General features: G+C 34.4%; 14 protein-coding genes. 4 read left to right on the top strand and 10 right to left on the bottom strand.

Features of this window, described 5'->3' with window-relative positions:
• The first annotated feature begins 171 nt into the window (after positions 1-171).
• Positions 172-654 carry a DUF4153 domain-containing protein gene (locus O9307_RS03230; RefSeq protein WP_366099944.1) on the top strand — a complete coding sequence of 161 codons (483 nt, stop codon included), beginning with the start codon at positions 172-174 and terminating at the stop codon, positions 652-654.
• Between the two features lie 44 nt (positions 655-698).
• Here O9307_RS03230 and rluF read toward each other — a convergent pair whose 3' ends face one another.
• The 4 genes from rluF to O9307_RS03210 form a co-directional block, all read right to left on the bottom strand.
• Positions 699-1511, bottom strand: a complete 813-nt coding sequence (gene rluF, locus O9307_RS03225) for a 23S rRNA pseudouridine(2604) synthase RluF (protein WP_298295272.1) — start codon at positions 1509-1511, stop codon at positions 699-701.
• Positions 1512-1598: 87 nt separating this feature from the next.
• Positions 1599-2450, bottom strand: coding sequence for an alpha/beta fold hydrolase (locus O9307_RS03220; RefSeq protein ID WP_298295271.1), 852 nt, complete (start codon positions 2448-2450; stop codon positions 1599-1601).
• Positions 2451-2486: 36 nt separating this feature from the next.
• Entirely contained in the window at positions 2487-3266 is a 780-nt protein-coding gene (locus O9307_RS03215) for a hypothetical protein (RefSeq protein ID WP_298295269.1), read from the bottom strand.
• A gap of 3 nt (positions 3267-3269) precedes the next feature.
• Positions 3270-4385, bottom strand: a complete 1116-nt coding sequence (locus tag O9307_RS03210; RefSeq protein WP_298295266.1) for a Nif3-like dinuclear metal center hexameric protein — start codon at positions 4383-4385, stop codon at positions 3270-3272.
• Positions 4386-4614: 229 nt separating this feature from the next.
• Between O9307_RS03210 and O9307_RS03205 the strand changes: the two genes are divergently transcribed.
• The 3 genes from O9307_RS03205 to O9307_RS03195 are packed head-to-tail and all read left to right on the top strand — an operon-like array spanning position 4615 to position 7220.
• Positions 4615-5355, top strand: coding sequence for a hypothetical protein (locus O9307_RS03205; protein WP_298295264.1), 741 nt, complete (start codon positions 4615-4617; stop codon positions 5353-5355).
• Between the two features lie 55 nt (positions 5356-5410).
• Positions 5411-6436, top strand: a complete 1026-nt coding sequence (gene lpxK, locus O9307_RS03200) for a tetraacyldisaccharide 4'-kinase (protein ID WP_298295262.1) — start codon at positions 5411-5413, stop codon at positions 6434-6436.
• Positions 6408-7220, top strand: coding sequence for a purine-nucleoside phosphorylase (locus tag O9307_RS03195; RefSeq protein ID WP_298295260.1), 813 nt, complete (start codon positions 6408-6410; stop codon positions 7218-7220). The genes lpxK and O9307_RS03195 overlap by 29 nt, the downstream gene beginning before the upstream one ends.
• Here O9307_RS03195 and O9307_RS03190 read toward each other — a convergent pair.
• The 6 genes from O9307_RS03190 to O9307_RS03165 form a co-directional block, all read right to left on the bottom strand.
• On the bottom strand, positions 7217-9403 hold the full coding sequence (locus tag O9307_RS03190; protein ID WP_298295258.1) for an ATP-binding protein: 2187 nt from the start codon (positions 9401-9403) through the stop codon (positions 7217-7219). The genes O9307_RS03195 and O9307_RS03190 overlap by 4 nt on opposite strands.
• The gene (gap, locus tag O9307_RS03185) at positions 9400-10407 is read right to left on the bottom strand and encodes a type I glyceraldehyde-3-phosphate dehydrogenase (protein ID WP_298295256.1); all 1008 of its coding nucleotides are present in this window, start codon (positions 10405-10407) and stop codon (positions 9400-9402) included. Before gap ends, O9307_RS03190 begins: the two co-directional genes overlap by 4 nt.
• Before the next feature lie 40 nt (positions 10408-10447).
• A complete protein-coding gene (gene lipA / locus O9307_RS03180) occupies positions 10448-11317 on the bottom strand; it encodes a lipoyl synthase (RefSeq protein ID WP_064714359.1) in 870 nt (289 codons plus the stop codon).
• Between the two features lie 120 nt (positions 11318-11437).
• Positions 11438-12259 carry an energy transducer TonB gene (locus O9307_RS03175; protein WP_298295252.1) on the bottom strand — a complete coding sequence of 274 codons (822 nt, stop codon included), beginning with the start codon at positions 12257-12259 and terminating at the stop codon, positions 11438-11440.
• A 197-nt stretch (positions 12260-12456) separates the two neighbouring features.
• On the bottom strand, positions 12457-13008 hold the full coding sequence (locus O9307_RS03170; RefSeq protein WP_298295250.1) for a sigma-70 family RNA polymerase sigma factor: 552 nt from the start codon (positions 13006-13008) through the stop codon (positions 12457-12459).
• A complete protein-coding gene (locus O9307_RS03165; protein ID WP_298295248.1) occupies positions 12999-14105 on the bottom strand; it encodes a glycosyltransferase in 1107 nt (368 codons plus the stop codon). Before O9307_RS03165 ends, O9307_RS03170 begins: the two co-directional genes overlap by 10 nt.
• Between the last annotated feature and the right edge of the window lie 4 nt (positions 14106-14109).

Below are 14109 nucleotides of genomic sequence, written 5' to 3'. Positions count from 1 at the left end.
GAAAAAATATCAGTAATTTTATCGAAACAAATCATAAGGTAGAATTTAGTTAAATATTTAATTGTCAGAGATTTAAATATACTAAATTTTACCTTTTTGTGCAATATTTTCAACCCAAATTATTAATCGAGTTCAGGTTTTAAAGGTGGTTTTAATTTTGATAAAAAAGCTATTAATCTTAAACGTTTGGCCAAAATTTGGATTGTTTTGAATGCTGTATTAATCATAAGTACGTTTATCAAGAATTCTGAATATGTTGCTTTTTTTGGTCTTACATACAAAAGATTGGGGGTTTATGCCTTCTTGATTTTGGCTTTTATAGGTTTGGGGTATACTTTCATAAAGATTATTTGTCAAAAGACCAATGCTTATATTTTTAATCAAATGGCGTGGTTTTTTTATGAAACCATTCTGGTGTGTGCTTGTATCAATTGGGGAAATGTAATTACAGTCTACAATATTTCGGTAGGGAAAGGAGTGGAGCCTGCTTTTCTGTGTAGCTTGAATTTTAATGATGAAGCGAGGGAAAACTATTTTTTAGCGAACAAAATCAATGCTCCTGAGCAATATTCCTATAGACAAGGTTTTATTTATCAACAAAAAAAGGAATCTTTTTTATCTAAGGTTTTGTATTATGAGTTTATAAAAGACTAAGACATAAATAATAAAACCCAAGACGCTCATCTTGGGTTTTCTATTTAATAATCGCCTCTTTTCTTGAATCTAATATCTTCTTTTTTGATGAACTCGGCTCTTCGTTTTGGAGCTTCAGCCTTGGGCAAGCTGGCTTCTTCTGTTTTACTTGAAGGTTCTATTAGCGTATTGAGTTCTTTGATTTCTGCATCTGTTAGGTCTCTGTAACGTCCTACTGGAATATCCAATGAGATATTAATGATTCGGATTCGTTTCAAAGCAGTTACTTCATAGCCTAAATATTCGCACATTCTTCGTATTTGACGATTTAAGCCTTGTGTTAAAATAATTTTGAAGGTGTATTTACTGATTTGCTCTACTTTGCATTTGCGAGTTACTGTTTCCAAAATCGGAATACCGTTACCCATTCTTTGAATGAAACGGTCGGTTATGGGTTTGTTTACGGTAACTGTATATTCTTTTTCGTGGTTGTTTCTCGCGCGCAAAATTTTGTTTACAATATCCCCATCATTGGTCATAAAAATCAAACCTTCACTGGCTTTGTCCAATCGGCCAATTGGAAAAATACGTTTTGGATAATTGATGTAATCTACGATATTGTTACGAACTTCTAGATTGGTTGTGCACTCAATGCCTACGGGTTTGTTGAAAGCCAAGTACACTAATTTTTCGTGTTTTTCAGTAATCAATTTTCCGTCTATGCGTACTTCATCTTGAGGCGAAACTTTAGTACCCATTTCAGGAACCACACCATTAATGGTCACTCGGCCTTCTTCGATTAGTTTATCGGCTTCACGACGAGAACAATATCCTGTTTCGCCAATGAATTTATTGAGTCGTTTTAGATTTTCTTCCATAATGCAAAAATACAAAATTGAATAGCAGTTTATGATACTAATACAATTGTTTGTTTTTATAATTAAAATTGTGTTTTGAGAGGATTTTTAGCTTTCTTTTTCGAATAAAAAATCACTTACTTTATGATACAGTTGGTTGTCGTGCATACTATGTCCCAAGCCATTAGTTTCATAGAAAATGGCATCTTTCCAAGTGGCAGCAATTTTTTTAGCTTCTGCAATTTTTACCACAGGGTCTAATGTATCGTGCGCAATAAAACCTTTTGTATCCACTTTTTTAGCAAACAGTTGACTTGAGAATTGATGAATGTCTAACTTAAAATGGTTTAAATAATGATTCTCGATATTTTTGGCAATGGTAGTATTGAGCCGCAATAATTTGATGAAATTGGAAAGTATAATGCTAAAATCACTTGGAGTACCTAAAATCACCATTTTTTTTATCGCTTTGTTTTGATACATCGATTGGTAATACAAACACGTTTGACCTCCAATGGAATGGCCAATAAGGTAATCAGGATTGAATTTTTGAACTGCAAGATGAATGAATGCTGCATATTGTGGAATACTAAATTCTTTACCGCTAGACAGACCGTGGGCAGGTGCATCAATAGCAACAATGGTACTACCAGACTTTTTTAGGAACGGTAATAATTTTTCCCAACGAGAGGCATTGCTCTCCCATCCGTGTACTAATAAAATTATAGTGTCATTCCCTTTCCAAGTGTAGGTTTGAAAAAAAGAGTCTTCATAACTTATTTTTTCGGATTGTGCCTGTTGAAGAATCTCAGGAAGTTGTTCGTTATTTAGTTTCCCAGCTCTTGGTTCGCTAAATAAACCATAAGCAATTTTGGTTGCTTTTTTTGGGAACGCAAAACTTAGTATATTTAATCCTAAACCTAAGAATTTGATATAAAGATAAAGTGCGGTTTTTTTCATATCAAAAAAGCCTCCTAAAAAGGAGGCTTGTTAGATTTAGATTGTTGAGAACAATTGTTCCATTTTTTCTCTTTCTTCCTCAGCAAGGACACTATCAACCAAGATTCTTCCTGAGTGCTCATCGATGATGATTTTCTTTCTTGCAGCAATTTCAACTTGCGTTTGTGGTGGAATAGTAAAGAATGAACCTGCAGAAGCTCCTCTTTCAATAGAAACTACCGCTAATCCGTTACGAACACTGCTTCTGATTCTGTTGTAAGCAGCCAAAAGACGTGGTTCAATATTCGCTTGATATTCCGCAGATTTTTCAGTTAAAAATTGCTCTTCTTTTTGAGTTTCAGCCATAATTGCTTCTAACTCTGATTTTTTATGTTTTAAATGAGAAGTTTTAGCTTCTAATTTTTCTCTAGAATTAGTGATAACTTCTTTTTTGTGTTCGATGGAAGCTTTCATTTCTTTGATTTGCTTTTCAGCCAATTGAATTTCTAATTCTTGAAACTCTACTTCTTTTGTCAAAGAATTGAATTCACGATTGTTACGAACCGTTTCTTGTTGTTTGGTGTATTTTTTAATCGCTTCTTTGTGCTCATCGATGGCATTTTTCTTTACTTTAATCAAGTCTTCGATAACCTCAAGATCTGCTTTTAATTTTTCGGTACGAGTGCTTAAACCTGCAACTTCGTCTTCTAAATCTTCCACCTCTAAAGGAAGCTCTCCTCTTACGTTTCTAATTTCGTCAATTCTTGAGTCAATAAGTTGTAAATCGTAGATTGCTCTTAACTTTTCTTCAACACTTAATTCTTTCGTAGTAGCCATATTCTATAAGTACTTAACTGGATTTGTATTTTCTTCTGATAAAATGATTCCGCTTGGTAGCGAGACGGGTGCAAAATTAAGGATTTTTTTTCGAAGATACTCAACAATATAATTTTTTGTATAACGTTCGCTTTCAAAATGTCCGATATCTGCTAAAAGTATTCGATTTTCTGCTTCATAAAACTGATGATATTTCAAATCTGCGGTCAAATAGGCATCGGCTCCTGCTTGAATGGCTTGTGAAATAGCAAAACTTCCTGCACCACCCAAAACGGCTACTTTTTTGATGGGGCGACCCAAAAATGCCGAATATCGAATGCCTTCTGCTTGCATTTTTTCTTTTACAAAATGCAAAAAGTAAGATTCCTCCATCGGTTCCTCTAGTTCACCGACCATTCCTAGTCCAATTTTTTGGTAATTGTTTTGCAAATCATAAATTTCGTAAGCTACTTCTTCGTAGATATGAGTAGTAAATAATGCTTTTAGAACTTTTGACTGCAAATGTTTTTCAAAAACAACTTCTATTTTGGTTTCGGTTCCTGTTGATAAAACGCCTATTAGCCCTACAACTGGATTACTATTTTCGTTGCCTTGATAGGTGAAAGTCCCCTCTGAATTGAAGCTGCAATTATCATAATTACCAATGCTTCCAGCACCCGCTTGAAACAAAGCGTTTCGAACGGCATCTGCATTTTCTCGTATCGTGTAGGTAACTAATTTGCGAATATAGTTTTGTTTGGGAACCAATATTTTGGTGTTCGATAAGCCCAAGGCATCGCAGAAGATTTGATTTACACCTTCAGGATGATTGTCTAAAGCGGTATGAACGGCATAGATGGCAATGTCGTTTTTAATCGCTTTTAGAATCGCTTTTTCAACATAATTTTTGCCCGTAATTTTTTTAATGCCCGAAAAAAGAATAGGGTGAAAGCACACGACCAAATTGCAATTTTTATTAATTGCTTCTGTGATTACATTTTCTAGGGCGTCGTGACAAACCAAAACACCAGTAGCTTCGGTATCTTGGTCACCCACTAATAAGCCTACATTGTCGAAATCTTCTGCGTAACCTAATGGCGCCATTTCTTCAAGTAAAGCAAGGATTTGTTTTATTTTCATTCAAAAGAATTTTGAGTATTAGATTGATTTGGTTTTCAATTGAGAGTACCTGAAAAGCCTAACAAATATACACTTTTTAGTTTTTTTATTGAATAATTATAAAAGGGCTATTTGTTCTCTTTTTTTCTTCGAAGAATAAAATTTAAATATTCATTAACAGTAAATTAGGATAGTTTTTGAAAGTCAGAACGATAATTGGGTAGTTTTGTAGTCTAATTTTTATGCAATTATGAAGCAACTCGCCATTGTTTTTGGGCTTTTATTTTTCTCTTTTGGTTTTGCACAAACCACTACTTTGCTGAAAGGGAAAGTGATGTGCGACACATTGGCGGTTAGTGGAATCGAAGTAATCAATTTGACTTCAGAGCAAAGTACCAAAACCGATAGTCGAGGTTTTTTTGTGATTTCAGCCAGAAATAAAGATGTTTTAGCGTTTTATTCAAAAGAGTATGTTTTTAAAAAGGTGGTCGTTGTTCCAGAGTTCTTTCAGCAGGAACAATGGAGGGTAAACCTCATTAGATCAGCTGTCGAATTGGATGAAGTTGTCATTAAAAACACAAAATTAAAAGTGCCTAAGTTTACTTATGAGCAAGCGGCTGCGGCTCGAATTGATAAACAAGCTGCAAATCCAAAAAATCCTTTTGTCTATGATGGTACCATTACCAACGGGATGGATTTTATGGAAATTGGAAGAAAAATAATCAGTTTTTTCAAAAATTCAGACAACCCAAAACGAAAAAAACAGCCTGAGGAAGATTTCATAGCTTATGCTAAAGCTAGTATTGACGAGTCTTTTTATAAGCAGAAGCTTGGTCTTCAGAAAAATGAAATAGATAATTTCTTGAGCTATTGCAAAGAAGACCCTGAATCAAAAAAAGTTTTTATAAACAAAGACGAATTGACATTGCTGGATTTTTTACTCAAGAAACAAAAAGCATATCTCGAGTTAATTCGTGAGAATAATAAGTAATGACTTTTTCTTAGATGATGCGTCTCAAATGCTCAATTTGTTATAATTTCGTACTATGAAATTACTCCGAATATTACTTTTTCCTTTTGCTGTTGTATATGGCTTTATTACTACTATCCGAAATTTTCTTTTTGATATTGGATTTTTAAAATCGTATTCGTTTTCAATACCCATTATAGCTGTTGGTAATTTAAGTGTTGGCGGAACGGGCAAAACCCCACAAATTGAATATTTGATTCGGTTGTTTTCGAGCAAATACAGAGTGGCAACTTTGAGTCGAGGGTACAAGCGGCAATCTAAAGGTTTTTTGCTAGCTGATTCATCTGTAAATGCAGCGATTTTGGGAGATGAACCGTTTCAGTTTTTTAAAAAGTTTCCTGTTATTCAAGTGGCTGTAGATGCCAATAGAAAAAATGGTATCGAACAATTGTTGTCCCAAAAGAGTACTCCTGAAATTATTTTATTAGATGACGCTTATCAACACCGCAAAGTAAAAGCAGGTTTTTATATTCTATTAACCGCTTACGGAGATTTATATGCCAATGATTTTCTATTGCCTGCTGGAAATTTAAGAGAAAGTCGCAGTGGTGCTCAAAGAGCTGCGATTGTGGTGGTTACCAAATGCCCTAAGAACCTGTCTATGGCGGAACAAATAAGTGTTAAAAGCCAATTAAAGCTAGCCGAAAATCAGCAATTATATTTTACTTTTGTCGACTATGAAGATTCGATTTATTCTAAAGAGTCAAAGACAAAAATAATCGATTTAGGAAATGACTCCAAATTGCTTTTGGCAGGAATTGCAAAGCCAGAACCTTTTTTTGAGTACTTAAAAAGAGAAAATGATATTTGTTTAACATTTCCAGATCATCATCATTTTAGCGAAAGCGAGATTGTAGCCATTCAAAAGCAAGCCAAGGGTAGAAAAATTATTACTACCGAAAAAGATTATGTTCGATTGAAAGATTCTATTCTTTTCGAGCAATTATATTATTTACCAATTCGAAGTTCTTTTATCAATAATGAAAAGGAATTCGATCAAACAATTTTAAATTATGTGGGAACAAGTTCAAGAAACCGTTAATTTTATTCAAACGAAAGTCAATTTTACCCCCGAATATGGTGTGATTTTAGGCTCGGGATTAGGTAGTTTTACAGATGAAATGGAAATAGTATATACTTTACCGTATAATGAAATTCCTAATTTTCCGGTATCAACGGTTCAAGGTCATAAAGGTGCCTTGGTTTTTGGAACTATTGGTGACAAGAAAGTTGTAGCGATGCAAGGGCGCTTCCATTTTTATGAAGGCTATTCAATGAAGGAAGTGACGTTTCCTGTTCGAGTAATGAAGTATTTAGGGATGACCAAATTAGTTGTTTCTAATGCTTCGGGTGGAGTCAATTCAGATTATCAAGTCGGTTCTATTGTTGTCTTGAAGGATCATATCAATTTTTTACCAGAACATCCTTTACGTGGGCAAAATGACGAACGTTTTGGGCCTCGTTTTGTAAATATGAGCGAACCTTATAGCAGAAAAATGATTGCCCATGCTTCCTCTTTGGCAACAGATTTAGCGATTAACATTAATCTTGGAATTTATTTAGGATTACAAGGGCCTACTTTTGAAACTTTGGCCGAATATAAAATGGTCAAAATACTAGGCGCTGATTGTGTTGGAATGTCTACTGTGCCAGAGGTTATCGTAGCTCGCCATATGGATGTAGAAACTTTTGGTATTTCGGTTATAACAGATATAGGGGACGCAAATAATATTGATACTATTTCGCATGATGAAGTGCTTGAGGCAGCCAAGGCAGCGGAGCCCAAAGTGAGACAATTAATTCGAGAGCTTATTTTAACGTATTAGTTTGCAATGTATTTAGAAATAATAGTGTAAAATTCTTCAGGAATGAATGGTTTCGTGATGACATCATTCATTCCGTAAGAAAGCAGCATTTCTCTGTTTTCATCCAATGAAATTGCGGTCAAGGCTATGATTGGTGTTTTAATATCGAAAGCTCTAATTTGTTTAGTCGCTTCGGTACCATTAATGCCAGGCAAATGGACGTCCATTAGTACTAAGTCATAATCGTGATTGTGCATCAGTTTTACTGCGCTTTCTCCATTATCGATGATTAGGCACATAATACCTTTGTTTTCAAGCATTTTCTTGGTAATCATTTGGTTGATTTTGTTGTCTTCTACCAACAATATTTTTTTGCTTTTGAAATGCTCTTCGTCATAATTTACTATTTTATCACAAGATTTTTCAAGACTTTCTGCGATTTTAAAAGGTAAGGTGAAGGAGAATGTAGAGCCTTTTCCTTCTTCGCTGATAAGCTTTATTTTTCCTCCCAAGACTTTGACTAATTTTTTTACTATGGTTAAGCCTAGTCCGGTTCCGCCATATTTTCTGTTGATTTCTACCGAACCTTGTGTGAAGTTTTCAAAAACCAATTCGAGCTTTTCTTTGGGGATGCCAATTCCGGTATCGATGATTTGAAAATTAATTTTGACAATTTCTTCTTCTTTTGATTTAAACAGTTTGGCTACAATAGTAACTTTTCCGTCTCGGGTAAATTTTAAAGCATTATTGATTAAATTCAAGAAAACTTGGGAGAGTTTTGTTGGGTCTCCGATGAGATAATTCGGGATGTTGTCATCAAATTCTAAGTTGAATTCATTATTATTGGTCAATGCAAATTTATTGAGCGAACTTTGAATGTTTTCAAGTAATTCTTTTAGGTGAAAAGGAATGCTTTCTAATTCAATTTTATTGGATTCAATTTTATTAATTTCAAGGATTTCATTAATAAAAGTGGCTAAATAATTACCTGAAAATTGTAGCGAGGCCAAATAATTTAGTTGTGATTTTTTTGGGTTTTCTTCTAATAATAAATGGGTTATTCCGTTGATTGCATTGAGCGGCGTGCGCAATTCATGACTCACTGTCGAGAGAAATTCAGCTCTGGCTTTAGAGGCTTTTTCAGCATTATCTTTGGCAATAATTAATTCTTGATTTTTTTCTTTTAATAATTTATTGCTTTCATTTCTTATGATGTTGTTTTTGTATAAGGACAAACTCAAAAGTGACAAAATCGTGATTAAAGCAATAGCTAAAATGTTGATTAATTTGGAGTATTTGTTGTTTTCTTCCGTTTGTTGTTGCTCTTTTTTTTCCTTTAAGATGGCTTTGTATTCTTCTTCATGTTTGAGTTTCTTTAAATTCTCTTGGTTTTGTTTTGAGCTTATAATTTCGGCTAAATGTATTCTTAGCAAATGATGCTCTTCAAGATAAGCATAAGCTTGGTCAAAATTCCGCATTCCTTTATAGCATTTACTAAGTTGTAGTAAAATATCTCCTTTACTTTTTAGGTTTTGGGTAATTTTATTTAACTCCAATGCTTTTTCTAAAAAATCACGAGCTATAGTATAGTTTTTTGTTTGTAAAGTAATGATTCCTTTATACAAATAGGCTTCTTCTTTGTAGCTTTTATCAGTTGCAGGGTCTGCATTGGCAAGAAGTCGATCAAAGTTTTGTAGGGCAATTTCGGATTGATTGTTGCTGAAATACAATTTTGCTTTTTTTAAAAGCAACGGGTTAACCTTAGTTATAAGGTCAGGCGTAGTGGTTAAACTGTCTGCTTTCGCAAAAGATAGAGAGGCTTTGTTCCACTCTTTTTTTTCAATTTCACAATAGCCTACAAAATAGAGGGCTTTTAATTTATTGAAATCAGGAGGGCTTTTAGGATTCAATTGAAAGCTGTGTTCAAAATAATTTTGAGCTTCATTGAATTTTTTTAAATCAAAATACAGCTTGCCAAGCACAAAATTTCTTTCGATTTGTGCTTCAATATTTTTGGTGGTTTGACTGTTTTTTAGAGCTTTGTTCGCAAAATGTATAGCTTTTTCGTAATTGTGTATTTTGAAGTTGTATTGTGATAAATTATGATAAATAGAAATACTGTCGATGATTTGTGTAGTTGAAGCATATAGCATAGTGCTATTGACTAATAATACAATCCAAAAGTATCTTATTTGTTGCTTCATTTTTTGTATTCCTGTTTTGTGTGTAAAATCAAATCAATAATTCTAGAGGAATAGCCTATTTCATTGTCGTACCATCCAACAACTTTTACCATTTTGTCTATAACAGAAGTAAGCTGGCCGTCAAAAAGGCAAGAGTGTGTGTTGCCAAGTATATCTACAGAAACAATAGGATCTTCGGTGTAATCTAGTATTCCTTTTAGCTCATTTTGAGCAGCATTTTTAAAGGCTTTGTTAATTTCTTCAATGGTAACAGCCCTTTTTACATTAAAAGTAATATCTGTCAGTGAACCATCAGGAACGGGCACGCGTATACCGCAGCCTCCAATTTTACCTTCCAATTTAGGAAAAATTTTTGTTAGTGCTTTGGCAGCTCCTGTTGTGGTTGGAACAATAGATTGACTTGCGCCACGAGCTCTTCTTAAGTCTTTGTGGGGTTGGTCGTGTAGGCTCTGATCGGTTGTATAGGAGTGGATAGTAGTGATATAAGCTTGCTCAATACCACACAATTCATCTATGATTTGAATCATAGGCGCTGCGTTATTGGTGGTGCAACTCGCATTAGAGATTATAATTTCAGTGCCATCGAGGATATTCTCGTTTACACCCAAAACTACTGTTTTTATATTTTCTACTTCGGCTGGGGCGGACAGAATTACTTTCTTTGCCCCTGCTAGAATGTGAGCATTAATTTCTTCGAAAGTTTTGTATTTACCCGTAGATTCGATTACATAGTCAATGTTGTGTTTTTTCCAATCTAGGTTGGCTATGTTTTTTTCATTGAAAAACAAGTAATGCTTGTCGGCCACGATTAAACCAGTTGTATCATGACTTACTTTTTCAGGTAAAATTCCATGAATACTGTCGTATTTTATTAAGTGCGCCATCGTCGCTACATCAGTAATGTCGTTTATAGCGACAACTTCGATGGTAGGATGATTGACTAAAAGACGAAATAAATTACGACCAATCCGTCCAAAACCATTAATTGCAATTCTTGTTTTCAATGTATTGATATGTTTCTGCGATTCTTTTTTAGGAATCCTTTTATAAAATGTGTTTTTGTGCTTTGTATGAAGAGCGAACAAGTGGCCCGCTTTCTACATGTCTGAAGCCAAGTTCTAAGGCATAGGCTTCGTATTTTGCAAATTGTTCTGGTGTAATGAATTCTTTTACCGGAAGGTGTTTTTTACTAGGTTGCAAATACTGTCCAATAGTAACAACATCAACATTAGCATTACGCAAATCTCTAAGGGTTTGAAAAACTTCTTCTTCTTGTTCTCCAAGGCCTAACATAATTCCAGATTTGGTTCTGTTGATGCCTTTTTCTTTTAAATAGCGCAAGACTTCTAAGCTTCGATCATATTTGGCTTGAATGCGAACTTCGCGAGTTAATCTTCGCACAGTTTCTACATTGTGAGAAACCACTTCTGGGTTGGCTTCAATAATGCGGTCAATGTTTCTTTCTATGCCTTGAAAATCTGGGATAAGCGTTTCCAGTGTGGTGTTTGGATTCATTCTGCGAATCGCTTTTACGGTTTCGTTCCAAATGATAGAACCGCCATCTTTTACATCATCTCTGTCTACACTGGTGATTACAGCGTGTTTGATGTTCATTATTTTTATTGACCGTGCTACTTTTTCAGGTTCATCCCAGTCAATGGTTTCAGGTCTACCTGTTTTGACGCCACAAAAACCACAAGAACGAGTACAAATATTTCCTAGAATCATAAATGTAGCGGTTCCTTCTCCCCAACATTCTCCCATGTTTGGGCAGCTTCCTGAAGTACAAATGGTGTTTAGGCTATATTTGTCTACTAATCCTCGTAGTTCGGTATATTTTTGTCCAATAGGTAATTTTACTTTTAACCATTTTGGTTTGCCTATTGGTAAGGTGTTATCTGTTGTAGTTTCCATATCTTCATTTTTCAGAGTCACAAAGATAGGGCAAAGTTGTTTTGAAAAAAAGAAGTTAACCCATCAGTTTTTTGACGATAATCATAAAAAAAGCAGAACATTTAGCTCTGCTTTTTCTAATTATTCTGACTTGATGACTATGGGCAGGGTGTAGGCTGTTCGCATGGGTTTGCCATTTAAAATGCCAGGAGTCCATTTTGTTTTTAATGATTTTAATACTCTAATGGCTTCTTGTCCTAATCCGTAACCAGGGTCTTTTAGGATGCGAATATCAGTTATACTTCCGTCTTTTTCAATCACAAAGGCTATAGATACACGGATGGTTTCTAATCCTTCGATGTCTGGTTTTGAAAAATTATTCCCAACGTAATTGTAGAATTTTTTCATTCCACCAGGAAATTCTGGAGATTTGTCTAGCATGGTGGTGTTCATAATGCTATTATTGGGTACTTCTACTTCGGGAGTTATGCCTTGTGTTGCAGTAGTTGTCGTTCCAGTTGTAGCGTCTCCTGTGCTAGAAGTAGAGGCGCTAGATTGTGAGAATTCATTGTTTTTAGGAACCTCCGGAGTAGCCGCTTGAGCATTTACAATCTGTGGATTGGTCATTTGCTGGGAAGTTACCACGTTTTCTACAGGATTTTTTACCGTTGGGAGTGCTGTTTTTTTAACAGGTTCTTCAGGTGTTAGCGGAATGATTTCGTCTAAATCTATTGGTCGAAATATAGTTTCTGGGATTTCAGGCACTGCGATGGTATTCGGGCTTAGTTTGTTGATGACTAATGCAATGCTGATGATAGTGATGATTACTATTATTCCAAGAAAAAAAGCAGATACCGTGTTTTTGGTACTTTCTTGACGTAATTGATAGGCTCCATAATTTTTGTTTTTGTCTTCAAAAACAAGATCAATCCAGCGGCTTTCGTAAATACTTAATTTAGACATGGTGTATAGTTTTAGAGGTTAGGTAACTATAGAATCATAAGCAGTATTTTTATTTTTAACAACGGGTACAAGTGCTTTGTTATTGTGTTAAAAGATGAAAATTATTTTAAGTATTTAACTTTTTAAATATATAATGTGTGGTAAAGTGGTGTTTTTGCTATGAAATTAAAATAAATAAATTTAATTTCTTGATGGAATTAGCGTTTTTGCTGGATAATTTCGGCTAGTAACTTTTTAGCTCTCAAGAGTTTAATTTTCACATTACTAATGGGTTCGTCAATTTTAGTGGCGATTTCTTGGTAACTTAATTCTTGAAAATAACGCAATTGAATAACTTCTTGATAATGCGGTTTTAATTCTTTGATGAATTGCAATAATCTAGACAAGTTTTGCTCCGTAATCAATTCATCTTCCGCTGATGGAGTTGTATCGGCAATGTTGTACGCTTGACGGTCTTGTTCTTCGGTGATTTCTACAAAAAGATTTGATTTTTTCTTACGAAGTAGGTCAATATGAACATTTTTTGCAATGGCAATGAGCCAAGTGTTGAATTGAAATTCGCTATTGTAGGTGCTAATTTTATCGAACGCTTTTGAGAATGTTTCTATAGTGATGTCTTCCGCATCGGTTTCGTTTTCGGTTCTTTTGAGCATAAAGCCAAATACTTCATTCCAGTAATGATCTAGAATGAAAGTAAAGGCGATTTGATCTCCTTTTTTAGCTTTTTCAATTTTTTTATTTATTTCCAATGTACAGGTTTTGAAAAAATATTGGTAATAAAGATATTGATTTGCATAAATATAAGCCAAATTTCAAGAACAGGATACCAATAGATGATGTCTTTTTCATTTAGTTTTTTAGCTCCTAATCCAAAACTTATCCAAGTAAAAAGATAGCGAAATGCGATTATACTCGCAACGATAATCCACTGGTATTGAAAAGCCAATAAAATTATGCCGACAACTAGGAATAGCAATTGAGTGCAATAAAATACTCCTAACTGAATTTGGTCACTTATTTTGTAGTGCTCTGCCGTGGTAATATGTCTTCTTTTTTGATTAAACCAGTCTTTATATGTTTTTTTAGGTTCAGAATACGTAAAACTTTCTGGAGCGAAAGCAATGGTTGTGTTTTCTTTATTTGCAGCTTGATTTACAAATAAATCATCGTCTCCAGAGCGCACTTGAATGTGGTCAATAAATCCGTTTACATCAAAAAAGACTTCTCTTTTATAAGCTAAATTTCGTCCGATTCCCATGTATGGTTTTCCGATTTTTGCCCAAGAAAAATATTGTATTGCTGTTAATACGGTTTCGTAGCGTATGATTTTGTTTAAAAAAGAATTGGCGATTTTGATATAACCTCCGTAGGCTAAAACTATTTTTTTGTCACGGTCAAAATGAGCGGACATATTGGTAATCCAGTCTTTGGTAAGCGGGAAGCAATCGGCATCTGTGAATAGCAAATGTTCGTATTTTGCGGCTTTAATCCCCAAGGTCAAAGCGTATTTTTTATTCCCCCAAAAGGCTTCGTTGTTTTTTACTTTTACTAATCGGATGTTTGGGTATTGTTGTTCAAAGGCTTCAAAAACCTCTAATGTTTCGTCGCTTGAGGCATCGTCAATTAGCACTAATTCAAAGGTAGGGTAGTCTTGTTGTGCAAGAATAGGAATGTATTCTTTTACGTTTTCTTCTTCATTTTTGGCACAAACGATTACCGAAATAGGAATGTTTTTTGGGGTAATTGCTTCTGGTTTTGTGAAGGAAAATTTACTAAAAATACCGATATAGTATACAAATTGTATTACAATTAAGGCGATAAAAAAGTACAGTAGATATAAAAACATGGTG

Origin of the sequence: Flavobacterium sp. (genome assembly GCF_027531905.1) — a bacterium.
Lineage (GTDB): Bacteria > Bacteroidota > Bacteroidia > Flavobacteriales > Flavobacteriaceae > Flavobacterium.
The sequence above is the reverse complement of the archived record's forward strand: the minus strand, read 5'-3'. Positions and strand labels throughout refer to the sequence as shown.